This window comes from Devosia epidermidihirudinis (assembly GCF_000971295.1).
Classification (GTDB): Bacteria; Pseudomonadota; Alphaproteobacteria; order Rhizobiales; family Devosiaceae; genus Devosia; species Devosia epidermidihirudinis.
The window spans coordinates 341,919-358,297 of sequence record NZ_LANJ01000011.1; the positions used below are offsets into that span (position 1 = coordinate 341,919).

General features: G+C 59.9%; 19 protein-coding genes. 5 read left to right on the top strand and 14 right to left on the bottom strand.

Annotation, left to right across the window (positions count from 1 at the left end):
• Window positions 1–301 precede the first annotated feature (301 nt).
• On the top strand, window positions 302–544 hold the full coding sequence (locus WH87_RS19525; protein ID WP_052726312.1) for a hypothetical protein: 243 nt from the start codon (window positions 302–304) through the stop codon (window positions 542–544).
• On the opposite strand, the gene WH87_RS20375 is transcribed toward WH87_RS19525, so the two are convergent.
• The 8 genes from WH87_RS20375 to WH87_RS18810 form a co-directional block, all read right to left on the bottom strand.
• On the bottom strand, window positions 486–875 hold the full coding sequence (locus tag WH87_RS20375) for a phage tail assembly chaperone (protein ID WP_046138278.1): 390 nt from the start codon (window positions 873–875) through the stop codon (window positions 486–488). The two genes, WH87_RS19525 and WH87_RS20375, sit on opposite strands and share 59 nt — an antisense overlap.
• Before the next feature lie 2 nt (window positions 876–877).
• On the bottom strand, window positions 878–2,287 hold the full coding sequence (locus WH87_RS18800; protein WP_052726311.1) for an autotransporter outer membrane beta-barrel domain-containing protein: 1,410 nt from the start codon (window positions 2,285–2,287) through the stop codon (window positions 878–880).
• Window positions 2,288–2,589: 302 nt separating this feature from the next.
• A complete protein-coding gene (locus WH87_RS04685; RefSeq protein ID WP_046138276.1) occupies window positions 2,590–3,435 on the bottom strand; it encodes a hypothetical protein in 846 nt (281 codons plus the stop codon).
• Window positions 3,435–4,205: a hypothetical protein gene (locus tag WH87_RS18805; RefSeq protein WP_052726310.1), complete on the bottom strand. Its 771-nt coding sequence runs from the start codon at window positions 4,203–4,205 to the stop codon at window positions 3,435–3,437. The genes WH87_RS04685 and WH87_RS18805 overlap by 1 nt, the downstream gene beginning before the upstream one ends.
• Complete coding sequence (locus WH87_RS04700) at window positions 4,202–6,811, bottom strand: phage tail protein (RefSeq protein WP_046138273.1); 2,610 nt, start codon at window positions 6,809–6,811, stop codon at window positions 4,202–4,204. The genes WH87_RS18805 and WH87_RS04700 overlap by 4 nt, the downstream gene beginning before the upstream one ends.
• Complete coding sequence (locus WH87_RS04705; protein WP_046138272.1) at window positions 6,808–7,458, bottom strand: hypothetical protein; 651 nt, start codon at window positions 7,456–7,458, stop codon at window positions 6,808–6,810. The genes WH87_RS04700 and WH87_RS04705 overlap by 4 nt, the downstream gene beginning before the upstream one ends.
• An 8-nt stretch (window positions 7,459–7,466) precedes the next feature.
• Window positions 7,467–8,117 (bottom strand): hypothetical protein, encoded by a 651-nt coding sequence (locus tag WH87_RS04710; protein WP_046138271.1) that lies wholly within the window; start codon window positions 8,115–8,117, stop codon window positions 7,467–7,469.
• Window positions 8,117–10,405 carry a tape measure protein gene (locus WH87_RS18810; protein ID WP_082092495.1) on the bottom strand — a complete coding sequence of 763 codons (2,289 nt, stop codon included), beginning with the start codon at window positions 10,403–10,405 and terminating at the stop codon, window positions 8,117–8,119. The genes WH87_RS04710 and WH87_RS18810 overlap by 1 nt, the downstream gene beginning before the upstream one ends.
• Window positions 10,406–10,464: 59 nt before the next feature.
• Between WH87_RS18810 and WH87_RS04720 the strand changes: the two genes are divergently transcribed.
• The 3 genes from WH87_RS04720 (at window position 10,465) to WH87_RS04725 (ending at window position 12,252) form a co-directional block, all read left to right on the top strand.
• Window positions 10,465–10,917 (top strand): hypothetical protein, encoded by a 453-nt coding sequence (locus WH87_RS04720; protein ID WP_046138270.1) that lies wholly within the window; start codon window positions 10,465–10,467, stop codon window positions 10,915–10,917.
• 166 nt (window positions 10,918–11,083) lie between these two features.
• On the top strand, window positions 11,084–11,605 hold the full coding sequence (locus WH87_RS20380) for an SH3 domain-containing protein (protein WP_407060027.1): 522 nt from the start codon (window positions 11,084–11,086) through the stop codon (window positions 11,603–11,605).
• 89 nt (window positions 11,606–11,694) lie between these two features.
• A complete protein-coding gene (locus WH87_RS04725) occupies window positions 11,695–12,252 on the top strand; it encodes an OmpA family protein (protein WP_046138269.1) in 558 nt (185 codons plus the stop codon).
• 35 nt (window positions 12,253–12,287) lie between these two features.
• Here WH87_RS04725 and WH87_RS20470 read toward each other — a convergent pair whose 3' ends face one another.
• The 3 genes from WH87_RS20470 to WH87_RS18815 are packed head-to-tail and all read right to left on the bottom strand — an operon-like array spanning window position 12,288 to window position 13,584.
• The gene (locus WH87_RS20470; RefSeq protein ID WP_455350783.1) at window positions 12,288–12,596 is read right to left on the bottom strand and encodes a phage tail assembly chaperone; all 309 of its coding nucleotides are present in this window, start codon (window positions 12,594–12,596) and stop codon (window positions 12,288–12,290) included.
• A gap of 26 nt (window positions 12,597–12,622) precedes the next feature.
• A complete protein-coding gene (locus tag WH87_RS04735; RefSeq protein ID WP_046138268.1) occupies window positions 12,623–13,060 on the bottom strand; it encodes a hypothetical protein in 438 nt (145 codons plus the stop codon).
• A complete protein-coding gene (locus tag WH87_RS18815; protein ID WP_156458075.1) occupies window positions 13,060–13,584 on the bottom strand; it encodes a hypothetical protein in 525 nt (174 codons plus the stop codon). The genes WH87_RS04735 and WH87_RS18815 overlap by 1 nt, the downstream gene beginning before the upstream one ends.
• Before the next feature lie 136 nt (window positions 13,585–13,720).
• Between WH87_RS18815 and WH87_RS04745 the strand changes: the two genes are divergently transcribed.
• Window positions 13,721–14,428 carry a hypothetical protein gene (locus WH87_RS04745; RefSeq protein ID WP_046138267.1) on the top strand — a complete coding sequence of 236 codons (708 nt, stop codon included), beginning with the start codon at window positions 13,721–13,723 and terminating at the stop codon, window positions 14,426–14,428.
• Between the two features lie 135 nt (window positions 14,429–14,563).
• Here the strand turns inward: WH87_RS04745 and WH87_RS04750 are convergent, their stop codons facing one another.
• The 3 genes from WH87_RS04750 to WH87_RS04760 form a co-directional block, all read right to left on the bottom strand.
• Window positions 14,564–15,004, bottom strand: coding sequence for a phage tail terminator-like protein (locus WH87_RS04750; protein WP_046138266.1), 441 nt, complete (start codon window positions 15,002–15,004; stop codon window positions 14,564–14,566).
• Window positions 15,001–15,402 carry an HK97 gp10 family phage protein gene (locus WH87_RS04755; protein ID WP_046138265.1) on the bottom strand — a complete coding sequence of 134 codons (402 nt, stop codon included), beginning with the start codon at window positions 15,400–15,402 and terminating at the stop codon, window positions 15,001–15,003. The genes WH87_RS04750 and WH87_RS04755 overlap by 4 nt, the downstream gene beginning before the upstream one ends.
• Window positions 15,403–15,965: 563 nt before the next feature.
• The gene (locus WH87_RS04760) at window positions 15,966–16,379 is read right to left on the bottom strand and encodes a hypothetical protein (RefSeq protein ID WP_046138264.1); all 414 of its coding nucleotides are present in this window, start codon (window positions 16,377–16,379) and stop codon (window positions 15,966–15,968) included.

Genomic DNA, 16,379 nt, shown 5'->3' on the forward strand with positions numbered 1-16,379 from the left:
ACATCGTGAAGCCCAGAGCCAAAGGTCAAACCTGTTCGCGTTTAGACGCTTGAAGTGGGCGGGGCCGCCGCGTCGCTTTAGTCTAGAACAAGCGCTTAAGGTCCAGCGCGCCCGGGCATCACGTCGGATTGCGGACGCGCAAGCGCAACCACCAGTTCATGACCTTAGCCGGCGGCGGCGCCAAGAAGCATGGCTGAACCTGTTGGCCTGGTCGGCTGCTGCGTTCGCGATTGGCGCGCTGGTGGTTGCTATCGCGGCCTAGTTGTTGTCGTCTGTCAGGGACTCGGCGTAGGGCTGGCGAATGACCACCACGCCCCTATCTCCCGAAGCCGTCGCCATCCTCAGATCGCTGATCAATAATCCGCATCACGTCGAGGACAGCTCCGCGTTGCGCGAGCTGCTGGATCGGAGATATGCGATGGGCGTGGCGAAGGTGCATGCCACCACGTCTGGCGACATCTATCTGGCAAAGCTTGCCGCGCAGACTACGCCTGAGCCGTTGGCGGCACCGGCCAAACCGGATTTGACGGGTCAGCCGTGGTGACTGGGAGATCGCGTAGCGCTTGGCGGTAGGCGAGCACTGCTAGGTAATCGGTGGCGCTCAACGTGGTTGTCAGTTCAAGCGCCAACTCCTCCGCATGCCGCTCAACTAGCGGACGAGTAACTTGGAACAGCCGGTCACGCTCAGCACGAAGTGCAGCCCATGCGGCCTCAAGGACCTGTTCTTCGCTCAACCCCGGATGAGATACGTCTGGTAACCCATCCTTTATTGGCACAGTTTTCATTGGCGGCTTTAGCCCAAGCGCCTGATAGTGGCGGGGAAAACCCCGGCGCCCGATGCGGCTTTGGTCAATCACTTCTTCTGTGGCGGCCATCCTCAATCCTCTTTGTCGCGCTCGGGCACGAAGCGGCCGTCGCTATCTGTGTTTGTGTCCAAGTCGCTTTTTGCGAAGGCGTCGTTGCGCTCCGCGATAACCACCCATGAGATGAGATCGCTGCAATCGGCGTCCTCACAGATTATCTCGAATGACCCACCGGCAATCGGGCCGGGGCGCGTGCGCGCAAAGCCATCCTGATTTTGCAGGCTGGTGACCACGGCGTTGGTGGTCAGAGCCTCAAACGTGCCGTCTGTCATGTTGCTGTCGGCGTCGATATTGACGACGGCGCGGCCCGCCACCAGCCTCGCAACGCCGCGATAGATGAGATCGTAGCGCGGCGCTTCCACGAAACCGTGGGCAAGGTCTTTGTTGAAAGGGTCAAGCGGATGATCGATGAGGAAGGTGCCGGAGCCCTTGGACAGAGTGCCTGGGACGCGTAGCGCGCCAGTGTTCGTAAATTCAAAATAGGTCTGACCCGCAGCAGCTCTAACATTAAAAGAGGCAATAACTTCTGTGCCCGTTCGAGCTACAGGGAAGATCGAAAAACCGGTTTGAAGGTTGCCAAGCGAGGAAGAGAAAGCGCCGCCAAACTCTTGACTCCCCGGCCCACGCGGGGCGAACAGGTCAACAGCACCAATAGCCCCGCTGTACGAACCAGCATACATGTACGCGTTCAGGCCCAGCGTGCCTATCGCCGTATCACCAGCCTTGTTCACGGCGTTGGCGGCGCTTCGGAGGGCGGCTTGGTCTGCCAATGTGAGCAGGTTGCGACCAAAGGTCGTGGTCGCGAGTGCCGCGATTGCGGTTAGATCACTGTCGGCAGGCTGATAGTCCCCGGCTGGCTGATAGTCCCCGGCTGGCTGCGCGCCCAACGTAATCAACATCGCTGGCGCATTGGCATCGTCGAGCAGGGCCCTTGCCGCCGCAGTCACCTTATAGCGGAACGCGGAATTCTCCCCATTAAGCCCAACGCCCCAATCACCGTCCGTGCCGTCCAAGGCATTTAAGGCGAGCAGAAGCTTCGCACCAATTGCCTCCGCAGAGCCAGCGCCCGTGAGCTTGACCAGCTTGTCCCCACCCGTGCCGTCGAGCCCGGCCAGAGCTGGCAAAATGCCGACACCATAAAGGCGGATCAGATCCTCAATTGCTGCAAGATAGCCAACGTCATAGGGCGTCCGCTGGATCTCATAGGCCGCGGCTGTCTGGTTCAATCCCGTAACGGCATAGGCCAGTGTCAGGCTGGTATTGCTGTTCACCGACGCAATACGCACGCCGCTGCCCCGGTGCGTGCCATAAAGGTCTCCCTTGCGCACCGCACCCAGCCAGGCCGTCCCCTGCCCTGTTACGGCAGTTCCTGCGACCGTCGCGGTTCCTGTGTTGTAGTGGCTCTGGTCGATATCGATGGCCATATTGTCTCCGTTCGACAGGCAAGAAAAAACCCGCTCAAGGCGGGTTGCTTAGGATGGGGTGCGGGGGGCTGGCTCGGGCAAGTCCACGGTCGCCGCGTCACCTGGCGAACATCGGTCAAATGCCTGCCCGTTTTTGCTCAACGCGTATGCGATATCCTCCGCCTGCTGCGCGCTCGATCGCTCGAGATCAGCGATCCTTGCAGTCGCCTCATCAAGCTCGTGCCTCAGCGCCTTGGCCTGCCCCTCCCAGAATTGCGCCGAGGTGGCGTAGTGCTGAGCCGCGGAAATGGGGGAGATTTGGATCATCGCGAAGCCTTGTACCGTCCAGGGTGGATTTCAAATTCGCAGGCGTAAACTGACGTGTAGTCGACGGGGTAGACCGCGCAGGAGCCAGCCGAGTTAGACGCCCAAGGCGCTCGGCGGTTGAGGTTGATATCGCCACCTAGAGACTGCATCAGGACTGCGGGTATCCCATAGCGGCCAGGGCTGTTTGAATATTGGTTGCCCCACGTCGGGGTGGAACTCGTGAACCATCCATACTGGTTGCCAGCGCTCTCGCCCCATCCAAACTTTTGACCGCCATTCGTCACGGACTGGAACCGCCGCAGATAAACAGAAGTCCCCCGCAGCACGATGTCGAAGTGCCGAGCCAGTGGCGGGAAGTATTCGCAGGGACATGAGCCTCCAGGAAGCCCGACCCAGTCGCCCTCTTTGAACATGACCAGCGGTGGAGACTGCTGCATGAATACTGGCGGCACCACTGTCCTTGTCATCTTGGCGCGGACGTCGACATAGTCGGTTCCAGCTGGGACGGTGCCTATCAGTTCTTCCGGCAGATTTCGCAGTATCGGACCAGAGAGAGCCCAGTTGTTGGCTGGATAGATTTCCGGGCTGGTGTTGACCTCATCTGGCCCCCACTCTTGCGGCATGAGCGCCGACCAGCTTTCGCAGTATGGGCCAGCGCTGCCGTAGGTGCGCTGCAGGTATGCCGGACTACTGAGCAGGTTCGGGAATGAGACGTTCCGCGAAATGGATAGCTTGGAGCTATCAGGCAGCAACTGGATGGACGGCCGATCGCTGTCAAACGAGATGTCATCATTTTTGATGACCTGGATACGGCCATTGTCGGCATAGAAGGCATCGACCATTACACACCTGCTGTTACGTTGATGAAGCTCGGCGTGGGCAGCGAACCGGTGAACGTCCCTAGGTCAACCGCTGCACCGTTCGGCGGGATGGCGCGGAACGCTCCGTTTCTGACGGCAGCCGTTCTATCTTTCGCCTGCGCGAACAAAACGTCGCCAGCACCAGTAGCCCGAAGGTGGGGATGCTCAGCCAAGAAGCTGCCCTGCCCAAAGACAGCCTTGCCCGGCTCGACTTCAAACATTGGCAGCGAGGGCGACGGCGCATTGTTCCGGAATGCCAGCACTTGATAGCTGCGAACTGCTGCCGGCAGATCGATTGCCGATGACGTCGCAAACTCGCGCAGCCTGATCTGCGTCGCGGTTGCATAGGCGCACACTAGACGCACGCCACCCCCGCTCGCCTGCACAGGCATGCCATGGGGGATCATCTTCCCGTCATAGGCCACGAAGAAGCGCGGGACATAGCCAAGGTTATGCTGGAGCAGCAGATGGTCGAAGACTTGCGACTGCCCGTAGTAGAGCTGCGAAAGGTAGGCATCGCTGCCTACCGTCACCGTACGCCCAGCCACGGCCACATGCGAGATTGCAGTGTTTCCATGGACAACGACCCCGTAGTAACCAAAGTCAGAATGGAAATAGATACTGTTGATCCAGGTTATGGGATCGAGAACGGGCCTGTTGGCGGGGGAGTTTGGGTTGTCGGCATCCCCCCCGCCCGGAGCTTCCTCAAAAATCGCACAGCGATACTCGTCGGCATAAAGGCGAACGCTCATGTCGTGATCGCGATGCGTTTGGCGTTGAGGTTGATGACCATCTTCCCATCAGGGCTTTGCAGCACCCCCGCAGTAATCGTCTGCACCCGAGTGGCGCGCATCGTTAGAACGCCGCCTTCGAACACGAAGGGGTTTTCAAGCGACGTGCCGTTGGTGAAGCCGATCTGGTCAGCGACCATCAGGATGCGTGATTTGCCGTCCGTCATTGCGTCGAGGTACATCGCGGCACTATTCGGTGCCGCGCCACCACTAGCCGCGACGCTTAGGGCTACGCGGGCACTGGCCCCTTCGGGAGTGGCTGCAGTGAAGATGCGGAATAGGCCCTCGGCGGATTGCCCGGCAACGCTTGATGTCAGCGAAAGGATCGAGTTCCCGATAGCCTCCAGACCTGTTGTGGGATGATGCACCTCAGCCGACAGCAAGTTGACGATTTCTGTGGTGGCCGGAAGGCCGGACACCGGGTCGAAGACCTCTGCCCGTAGTTCCTCTATGCGCGCGACGATGGCCGAGTTCGGCCCTGTGGCCGTTAGGATTTCCTCGCGGAACAGCGCGCGGTTATTGGCGGTCTCCGACGACGTCTCCCGGCGAATGATCTGCCGGTCGTTGAAGTCACCTACCGCGCCCTGTACGTTGAGCAGGATGGCTTTGCGCTTCTCCTCAATGGTCTCGCGCGTGTTGTGGCGAGCCCAGTCTTCGAGTTCAGCGACCTTGTCGCCGATCTCATTGGCCAGATCGTCCAGCTCTACGTCGAGTGCGTTGAGCTTAACGTCTGGGATAATGACCTCAAGCCATCCCGAAGCAAGCGTCCGCCGCCCAGAGTTCGTGACGTACTGGATCTGGACCTCGAAGACCTCACCCTGCAAAAGGCTGTCGAGCACTCGCGCCGAGCCGGTGAGGAGTTCCGGGCGCGGGATAAGCCCCACCCACCGGTTTGTGGTTTCGCCTTTAAGCCGGTGCGATATCCGAACGAAGTCGACATCGACTGCAACGGAGGTGCTTGACCAAAAAGCGTCATAGCCTGGACGACGCGGGCGCCCCTGGCTGTCGTTGCCGATAGCTGGAGCCACAGAAAACCCCACCACGGCTTGCGGTGCAGGACGGTTTGTCACCACAGGCGCAAAGGATAGCGGCCGCTGGTCAGTCGTTGGGTTCCAGTTGTGGTCAGCTGGGTCGATCTCGTGCAGACCGAAGACGACGTTGCCCCAAATGTCGCGGGTCCGAACCGTGATCAGGAACAGCTTGTTGACGTAGCCGAAGCGCTCCGACGTCCACGCTCCCACCATGAGGGGGCGGTATTGCCCAAATTCTGGAGGCAAAGCAGCAACGTGCGTCTTGAAGCGCCTGCTTTCCTCCACGATGGCCTTGAGCAAGCGCTGGGCCTGTGTGCCAGAGAAGGTGGTATCGAACGCAAAGCCGTCAGGCTGTGGTCTGCCATCATCTTCGGCTTCGAGGTCCGCGCGAATGTACGGGGCGGTCTCCTTGTCTTCCCAAGCCTGTGTGGGCTCGCGATAGGTCGCCGTGGCGCCATTGATGATGTCATCAAGGTTGGGAAACGGGATTGCGCCAAGCCGCTCCGTGGCCAACACGTCCGCATCGGAGAACGCGAAGTCAGCTACGGTAGGAACGCCGACCAGAATGTATTTCGTGCCATCGGCAGCGGGGCAATACCGGGCGTTGGCACCAACCAGCAGTTCGCGGATCACGTCAGCTGGGCGTTCGTTCAAGTTGATCTTGCGGCCGGCCCGGAAGCGCTTTTCTGTGCCGCCACTCACCAGCGAGACATTCTCGTTACAAGCGTTGATGGCCGCAGCCCACACCGCATAGGGCAGCTGCGCGGCAGTGGACGATCCGCCCCAGATCTTCTTGCCAAGCGTGGTGGCTGGCGAGCCATCCGGCTTTGGCGGATTGTAGTAGATGCCGCGTTCGATGTTGTAGATCATGACGGCGTTGTTGTCGGAGAACGCCCACGTGGATGGGTTCTCCCAGCGCTGTGGGCCAGAGCCGCCTGCGGTGCTGTCCTTGGTAATATCGTAGAGTTTGATGCCCTGAAACTCGCCTACGAATGACGGGAAGCCCGTCCAGAGCTTCTCGTCCCAAAGCGACGTTGTGATGAGCAACGGCAGGCCGCGACCGACCATATCCCCGGTCCAAGGCCGGTCGGGATCGGCGCCAAACTTGCTGGTCAGATAAGCATCGGATCCGATCTGGCTCCCGTTGAGAAACTTCCACCAGAGACGGCGCTGGCCACCATCGTCCTTGAGAGTGACGGGGTTACCCTGTTCAACAGCACCTGCCGTCGTGAGCGGAACGCGCGTTGCGTTGACGAACAGACCAACCATATCGTTGATGGCCAGATCGCCGAACGAGTAGACGTCGACGCTATAGGCATTGGGGACGCCATTAGCCTCACCCCAGCTGTTGCCATATTCGAACTTGCCGGGCTCGCCGACCGTGCCCATCAAGAAATACTGAGGGACCTTGCCACCAACCTGGGCAGAGCCCCGCGTGCCTGTTGCCTTCTGCTGCTTCTGCGCAGTTGCCTGCTGGAACAGGGACGACGCGAGCGACAGAACAATGCCGACGACAAACTGAATGATGAAGTTCATTTGCGGCCGCCTCGCGTCTGCTTGTCGGCACTGCCTTTGGCCTGACCCCACCAGCGATCGATCTGCGCAGCGGTGTCACCATAACGACGGATGCGGTCTCCCTCACGCAACCGTTGCTGCTCGTCGGATTCCATCGCGGGATTGGTGCGCGTGTTGTCGATCACGGCGTTGATGGCATCGAGCGATAGACCGCCCTGCCCGCCTGCTGCTGCGTCGTCCACGGCAGCGCCATCGACGCGGCCGGCGAACAGCAGATGCGGCGTAGCTGCGAGGTACCAAGATGCTGGATCAAAGATCGCCCGGTGCAGCTCGACGCGCGCCACGCGCACGTTGTTGCCAAACACCGTGTCCATGGGCGAGCCGACCGACTTGTCGATGTGGTCAAGGCCAAACGTTACCGAGCGCGCCTCCATACCAATGGCGTCAACAACCTGCGGCACCTCGAGCAGTGTGCCGCCACCGACCGCATTGCGGCTCACGGGAGACGTCGCGCCTGCAGGAATGACGTTGACGGCGATGCTGTCTTCGCCGGTCCAATAGACGAAGGACGCAGCCACGCCGGCATTTGTCTTGCCGTTGACCGTTAGAATGTCGCGCAGCACCAAGGCCCCGCTCTGGAGAGCGGCTATCGTTGCGGGATCGTACATGGGAGGTCCTAGCGGCTGTAGGTCTGTTCGGCGCTGAACTTAATCGAGGTGTGCAGCGCACCAGAGGTCGAAGGAAAGGCCGATCCCGGCTCAACGCGGAACTTGCCGCAAGGTTTGGAGACGATCACGTTTGGCGTCCCACTGATCGACGCAGGGAGCGGGGGCCAGATTTCGGTCGCGGCCACGGCGCCCGTGACGGGGTTGGCGGTTCGAGCCTCTACGAGCTGCCCGAGATAGTAGCGGCTCGTATCCCAGATGATTCCGAAATACGTCCCGAGCGGTAGGACATAACCGGGTCGAAAGCCTGTGAACGCGACGTGCAAGCGGTCGGTGACGACGCCAAGCTTTGGCGTGTAGCCGGCAATCCGCGCACCATCTGGGTCGGAGGAAGGGAACGGCAGCTTGTGGTTGAACAAGAGTGCGGTCTTGAGCCCACCTGCCCGCGAGTTGATGAGGGACATGAGCCCTTCTGCCTCGGCGTGAAGCGATGGGCCCGTGGTGACGCTCGCCTTCCAGAGCGACGGCGCCCGATCTGCATATCGCGTTTCTCCGCTTGCTGTGGCCGACCGCTGCTGTTGCCAGCCTTGGACGAAAGACACGTCGGTCACATTGAGCAGGTCGGCAAACGATGCGACGGGAAGGATTGACGGGAGGGCCATTAGGTGGTCCTCCGCAGGTTGTTCTTGTTGTAGGCGGCCAGTGCATCAGGCAACTGACGACGCAGCTCCTTGGTCACTCCACGGGCAAACGCTGCGCCGTCCTCTTCCGTCGCGCCGGGCATCACCTGCATATGGTTGGTGATGTGGATGACCGGCCCGTTGTCGTTGCTCTGGTTCTGGTTCGCGGCCATAGCAATAGACTGCTGATGCGGGATGACCTGAGAGCCGCGTGGCAGGTTCACCAATTCGGGCCCGCGCTCACCTACCCAGGCCATACCGCCGGGGGCGAAGTTGGTGCCGGTGGCAAAGCCAGGGAAGAAGCCGCCGGGCTTGAAGGCGATTGGGATATTCCACATACCCCCGACCATGCCGCCGCCGAGCCCGCCCATGAGACCACCGAAGACCATGTCCCAGATGCCATTTAGAGCCATATCCATGGCCTTCTGGGCGATCTTGTCGAGGGCGTTGACAGCAGCATTGCCAAGGCTTTCCCAGAGACCGTTGCCTTCCATGATCCCGGATCGAATATCGCCAAAGAAACCTTTGAACACGTCCTTGCCGAAGTTGTAGATCTCAGTCAGACGGCGCGTCGCTTCTTCAGCAGCAGCCATAGCGGCAGCGAGGCCGGAGATTTCCGCGCGCTGCGCAGGGCCGAGCTTGATGTTGTCGTTCGCCGCTTTGTTGAGCATGTCTTGCTCGTAGCGCATACGGCTCGCGGCCTCTTCCGTCATTCCCAAGGCGCGGGCTTCTAGTTCCTGGCTGGCGATGAACTCGCGGGAGCCGCGCACGAGATCAGCATATGCCTTGGCGGCCTTTTCAGCCCCCTTGTCAGGAGTTGATGGGAGTGTGAGGCTTCCCGGCTTGCCGAGCGTGCCAGAGAGTTCCCCAAACGACGGCATAGAGCCAATGTCGCTGCCGGTCGACATATCCCCGACCATGCGAGCGAAAGCGTCTCGGGCCGCAGCTGTAGCCGCGTCCGCCGCACCTTTCACAGCCAGGGCGCTTGCCTCTTGGCGCTTTAGAGAAGCGTCGAAGTTCGCTTGCAAATCGCCAGCACCGAGGAAATCAAGCACGCCGCCGGAGTGCTCGCGCAGGAAGCGCATCATGTCTGCAAAGCCGGCTTGAATTTTCTGCCATGCAAGCAAAAAACTGGCGGTTATGTTCAGCGCAGTTGCAGCTAACGACTGATACATAAACTCCCCACCAGCGACGAGGCGTTGCCATGTGTCGAGCCCAGACTTCTTGATCCGAGCGAATGCCTCGCTCACGCTGTTCGCCCCGTCGACAACCTTGAAAAGCTGATAGACCAGCTCACCCGCAATAACGACGAGCGCGCCAATGCCTGTACTGATCATTGCAGCGCGCAGAAGGCGAAGGCCTGCAGTGAGCGAGGCAACTGCGCCATGGGCAGCAACAAAGCTGAACACCCACTGGCCAGCCATAAACGCTGCATAGGACGCGGAGTACGACAGTATCCGTTCTATGGATATGGCGCCGGTGTTCATGGCGTCGGCCAGCCACAAGATCGCTTCAGCAACACGGGATGATCCGTCACGGGCTTGGTCGAACTTGCCAACCATGGCCATTATGCCATTCCCTAGCTGGCCAAACGCGTCCCCGATCGTTGCGGGCATGCTATCCGCCTCGGCGCGGAGCAGTTCCAGCTGGGACGTGATCCCGATGATATCTTTGCTCGTGATCTTGCCGGCAGCGCCCAAGGCGCGTAGCTCGAGCGTTGACACACCCATACTCGCGGCGAGAGCACTTGCTACTCGGTCGCCCGAGGCCAGCACCGTGTTGAGGTTTTCGCCACTCAGCTTGCCCAAGGCCATAGCCTTGCCAAGGGCATTCATCACACTCGCCGCGCGGTCTCCCTTGCTGCCACTGACTACCAGCGCATTGTTGATCGCTTCGACGTAGTTGAGCGTCTGGCCCGTACTGGCGCCCATCTCGCGCATCGCCGTCGCGTTGAGCAGGAAGCTCTCGGCGGTGAGGTCGAGCGAAGAATATGTGCGGCGAGCCATCTCTGATAGGCGCTGCATAGTTGCGGCGCCCATCCCAATCGAACCTGTCGCAATCTCAACTCGACTGGAGAGGTCCGTCCAGCGGTTCGTATAGTCGATGAGCTTAGACACGCTGAATGCCGCAGCTAACCCTGCGAAAGCCTTCGCAAGTAGTCCGGCCGATTTTTCGGTGCGACCAGCCTGAGCTTCTAGATCCTGAAGGCGATCCTTTGCGACAACAACCCCGTCCGAGCGGATTGCTAGACCAAGTTCTGCAATATCCATAGTTGCTCCTCTTGGGGGCGTGAGTTAGCGTCCCGCCAACATCTGTGAGGGGGAAGCAAATGAAGTTCGTTCGCGCGATTTTTCGGGTTCTGGTTGGACTGGTGTTCGGGGTAGTCAGCGGGGTAGCGCTGGCGCCGGCGTTTGCCGCATTCTCCGACAGCAGTGGGAGCAGCGCCTGGGTTATTTTCGTGGTTGTGATCGGCGGCGCGCTGCTCGGCTTTTTTGCTCCGACGCTGCGCCGTGCATTTGGGCGCGGCTTCTTGCTGGCCGGAGTGAGCGTTTTTGCACTGCCACTTTCCGTAATGCTGCTTTCTGGCCGCGTCGGGAGTGACATGATTGCAACCACAGATGCCAGTAGTCAGGCAGCTACCGCCGCAGGGGCTGGAATTGCTGGCGTTATGATGACTGGGGTTGCTGGGTTCGTCGGTTTCTTCTTCGGAGCAATCCTGATCATCATCGGCCTTGTTCTCGCACTTGGCGGTCGCCGAGAGGTTTACGTAGTTCAGCGATAGGCCGGTACAGTGTCGCAATAGCCGCTGAATCTTGCGCAAAGCCCTGACTGGACACAATTCCTAAGCTTCGCCACACTGCCCTTTGGGGGAGTTCATGGCGAAGCGTAAATCATCACTTGGTGGCTGGCTTATTGTTGGCCTGCTGGTCTTTGGAATTGCCCAGTGCATGAAGACGCCCACGCCATCGAATACAACGACTGCGGCCCGACCAACCGCACCGGCTGTCGTGGCGGCCCCTACTCCCAAATCACCCGTTCCGAAGGCCACCACACCAGCCAGCAATGAGCCTTCGACCTCGGCTCCCATCGAAATCCGTTACGTCTCAGCGTCGACCCTGAACATACGCGCAGAACCGTCGACCAACGCAGCGATAGTGAGCAAAATATCCAACGGCGAGCGGGTCACCGTCCTAGATAGGGCAAGCGGCTGGGTTCTGGTTCAGTCTTCCGCTGGTTACGGATGGATAAGCGAACGATACACGTCCTCGACCCGCCCAGCTCAGATTTACACTCCGCCCGCAACGTTGGTTCAGGCTCCCCCAAAGTCTTCTGGGCTTTCATGTTCACCGAGAAGAACTTGTTCCCAGATCGGAAGTTGTAGCGCCGCGAGGTGGTATCTCGCCAACTGTTCCTGGGGCGGGCGGCTTGATCGAGACAAAGATGGGCGCCCCTGCGAGGCGATGTGTTGAAGGTCAGGCCTGACCAGCGTGTTCAGCCTGCCTTCAGGTTCAAGCTGCCAGAAATGCGCATCAAACGAACACCCATGAGGAGATCGCGCATGGACCGCCGTCACTTTTTGTTGGGGCTAGCAGTGGTTGCAGCCTCCCCCGCCACAGCCTTTGCTCAGAGCACCTCAATCCCATCTTCGAATGAGATCATGCGCCAGTTGGACGCCGCTCCTTCCTTGGAAGTGGCTCCCGCAAATCGCGTCACCATTCAGGACTTCCGCAAGCGTCCCGACCTCCGCTGGGCGGCCCCATCGATCGATATTCAGGCCATCAACTTTGAGTTTGGTTCCGCCTCGATCCCGCGCTCTGAGTACCGCAAGGTTTTCGAGATCGCTGACGCCCTGAGCGATGTTTTGCAGCGCCGCCGCCGCGCCTTGTTCCTTATTGAGGGGCACACCGATGCTGTAGGCTCTCGTTCCTCGAACCAACTGCTTTCGGAGCGCCGTGCCGCGTCCCTGAAACGCGTCTTGGTGAACGAGTTCGGCATCCCTTCCCGCGTCCTCGAGACCGTTGGCTACGGAAAAGACTACCTTCTGATCAACACGTCCCGAGAAGACTGGCGTAACCGCCGAGTAACTCTCCGCAGGATTGACGACTTCGTTCGGTAACCACAACTTGCCCCGGCCTTGGTCGGGGCCCTACTCTATCTAAACACGGCGTCGAAAAGTTCAGGAGTCAGTGGTCGACCTTCTACCTGACCGTCGTGCCGTCGCGCTGACTTCAGCCATTCGTCATCCATCACCCGGACACAGCGCATCAGAGTGGCGAATTCATCGCCGCCGTCGACCCCTTGCCGTGCGGCCCATTGGTTGATGGCGGAGAATGGAATTGGCCCCTCGCTCATTGCAACCTGACGATCCGAACATAGTGCCCAGAACGCCGATAGAAGCTCGTCAGCGCCCGGTAATAACTCCGGGGGCCAGCTGACGGGGCGTTCGTCCGCACCCGCCACCCATGCGCGATAGACTGCGCCGTGCGCTATTTCCCACGCAACGGCGCTTCGTAGTTTCCCTCAAGCTGTTCCTGGGTATCTGCATTGCCCTTGTCCACGATCTGAGCCGCATAGACCACCGCATCCGCGAAGAACGCGAAGTCGGGGTCGGTGAGCCACGTCTTCGCCAGATCGGCGTCAAACGGAACTGGCTTGCCGCCGTCAGTAAGGCCCTGCCAGTCGAGCAACACCGCCTCGTGCAGCACCTCGCCAAAGACCACAAGGCCAACTTCAGCGGTCAGCGAGCCATCTCGCTCGCGCTGATCGCGTGGAACCTTACGCTCCCTACGGCTACGCACGGCCACCACGACCGGGCTGGACAGGCCGCGAACCCGGAGCCGGACATCACCAAGACCGGGAATGTCGCCAACCCACTGACCAGCTGCAATTGCGGCGCTGTCGCGCTTGAGGCCGCTGATTTCCATTATACACCACCTACCGGACCGCCGGTGGCCGCTGCTGGCACACGGACGGTGTTCTTGAACTTCACGAAATCGACGGTCATCAGGCCCATAGTATTGGCCTCACCGCCCTGCTCTGCCGGCTCCTTCACATAGGCTGCGAACAGCCGGACGGTGCCGTGCGCGGCAGAGCCGACCGGAGCATCAGGGAACTCAACGAGGAACGCGCGAAGGCGCTTGTCACCAGCAGCTGCGTAAAGCGCGATCTGGCCCGGATCTGCGGGAACCACGCCGAAGGTGTTCGACATGACACCGGGGTTCTTTGTGCCCATCTGCACGTCATCGTATTCTTCGTTGATGTAAGGGGTTGTGATCGTTGCCTGATCGCCGCCGAGGGAGCCCATCGTCTGCCACTTGCCGATGCCGCCCCAATCCTCATCAGTGATTGCGGGGAAGTCGGCAGCGGTCAGCAGCCCAGTCACGGGCGGCACCAGCACATCGGCGTGCATATAGATCTTCCGGCCAGCGACCGGGAACGACTGGGACATTGTGGTCTCCATGAAAAAGGCCCGCCGAAGCGAGCCGTTGCGAATGATGATGGGTGGCCAAATGGCCTGTGCGGCGGAAGGCTAGACTCTTCCCGGGGGCTCTGATCCAAATTGGAGTGGGCCGGGGGAGTATCGTATGCCTGAGAGATTTCCAGACAGCATTCTGTCCTTCGAAATAAACCTTAGTGATGCGGGCCATGATCGACCGGTTCTATCCGCAGAGGCCGGACGTCTCTTCGCTAAATGGGCGAATGTAGAGTACACCCTTAGCACCATGGCGTCCGTGCTCCTTGGCGACACCGCCGCTCTTGCGATCCTAGACAGTATCCGGGCGCGAAATAGCCAGACGGACGCGATAAAGGCCGCAGCTCAGGAGAAAATCGAGCACGAGGAAACGCGTGCTCTTTTGAACCCTCTGTTCAAGCTCATCGAGCGCGCTGCTCGCCCAAGAAACATGCTTGCTCATTGCATGTGGGGAACAATCCCTCAGCTGCCCGACGCGTTACTGCTATGCGACCCAAAAGCAATGCTGAAGGCATCCAGACTGCTGCTGCAAACAGAGGGCACACGATCTACAACGGCGCCGTCCTCAATCAAAACAGAATTCGAGCACGAGCTTACCGGCTCGGACGCGGTTCCGTTGGCAGTGACTAAGCTGGTGCGGGAGAATACCGAGGTCTGGCGCCAAGCGGATTTCCACCTCCCCAGGAAGCTGTTGGATAGGTCGATAATCGGACTCACCCAACTCACCATTGCTATTTCATCGGACCCGCATTCTGCCGGAGCCGCTCAAGCACGCTCTCAGCTGAAAGCACACCTCGCAGAGACCGAACTGCTTCGATGATTTGGGCGGGCGAATATAGCTCGATGCGAGATGAACTCCGCCGGCCGCTCAACACGAAACCCGCTCGATTGCCAATTTGGTCGTAAAACTTCACATCCATAGGAGAGACCTTCCCGCCCCGCTTCATTTACCGGGCTACCCGAAACAGTCGAAGGAAACGCTGATCGGCGTCATCCAGTACGCCCCATCGGCAAAGCCTTGGGCGATGTCTGGGGCTTTCGAGATGCGGACAGTCACGTCATGGGCCGACAGCTTGAGATCCATAGGGAAGTGCTCGGCAATGCGGCCCGCCTGCCCCAACGTCTGCTCATTGGTCCAAGATCCCGCGTTCGGCACATAGAGCGAGAGCTGAAGAATGCCGGGGCGACGGTGAGCGCCGTTGTTGATGAACAGCCGCTGCGCCTGGTTCGGCAGGTGTCGAACCTCGATGTACGGCGATGGCTTTCCGCCTATCGTTGGCTTGGTGAACGCCACCTTGGGATAGGCAATCGAACTCTGCGGCATGATGGCGGCCGGCAGTGTTTCAACTCGGGCTTTCAGCGCCGCCCAGATATCGGCTTCGACGGGAACGCTCATTGCTTGCTCAGCTCCCGACCTACGGCTTCGACAATGGGCTTCCAGCGTTGCACGGTGAGGCGGACCATTCCGCCCGGTGCCTGCTGTGACGATCCATATTCGAGGGCCTGCGCATACGGCAGGTTGTTGACGAGGAAGATCGTTTGCCCCGCCTTGAGCCCCAATGCCTCGGCCTGGGCCTTGGCGAGTGTGGCCGTCCCGGCCTTATCGTCAATTTCCAGCGTCCCAGATGGCGCCGAGCCGATAGCCACCTGCCAATTACCCCGGAACCGGCCCGTATCAACGGGGCTCATCATGATCACCTCGGCAAAGACGTCGAGCGCAATCTTGCGGATGGCAGTTTCGATCTTAGCTTCGGTCTTGCGGGTGAATGCGGAAACCTGATCAGCGAAGCCCATTCACACCTCCCTAAGACCCAGCCGGTAGCCTTCCCCACCGGAGGAAACATGCTGACAACTTAACAAACGATCGAGGCCGCGTCGAAGGCGATATTCGGTAAACCGCTGGTCACGAACGTCTACCGCTCGATCATCACTGAAGCGATTGTTGCCGCTGTGCTCCCGGATTGGGATTGGACCTCTGCTGACTATGCGGCATGCGATTTCATCCACCCCGGCGGTCTTCGGCTTGAGGTCAAGCAATCCGCGTTGAAGCAGTCGTGGGTCAGCAAGAGCCCTCCCAAACCATCATGGGACATCAAGCCACGAACCGGGGTCTGGGAAAACGGGACGGACTGGATAGCTCGACCTGGAAGGAATGCCGACATCTATGTTCTGGCGCTGCATCACGTTGAGGATGACAGCGCTGATCACCGAGACCCATCTCAGTGGATATTTTACGTCATCGCCGCGTCGGCCCTACCCAACACGCAGAGGCTTTCACGTGGCCCCGCCGAGAAGTTGTGCTCGCCGGTTCCTGTTACTGGATTAAGAGCGGCAGTCGAAGCCCTGCGCTTAGCGCATCAACGTGTACCAACGGCGTCGTAGAGAACGACCCGACCTGCGGGCGCTAGGGCGTTGCAACGCACGAGCGAATAAATGGTGCCACCGACATAAGACGCGCCAGCGAAAGCACCGTCGATCAGAACCAGATCGGTAGTTGTTGGCTTGAGCGCGGCTGCATCAGGAGAGATGAGCAATTGCTTGTCGTCGGCCTTGATCAGCGTGCCGTCCATGTCCCGGCCCACGTTCTGCAGGTCGATTGGCAGCACGGCCACGATGATCGGGTAATCCACTTCAACCTGAGTGCCTGGGGTGAACTCGTCGGGCCCCGGAACTTCGGTAAAGCGCCGGATCGCGCCAATCTGGCCGAACTCTTGGAGCAGCTCAGCGGCATCTCTTGCTGCCTCTGTGTAGTCGAATTTCTCAATGGCCAT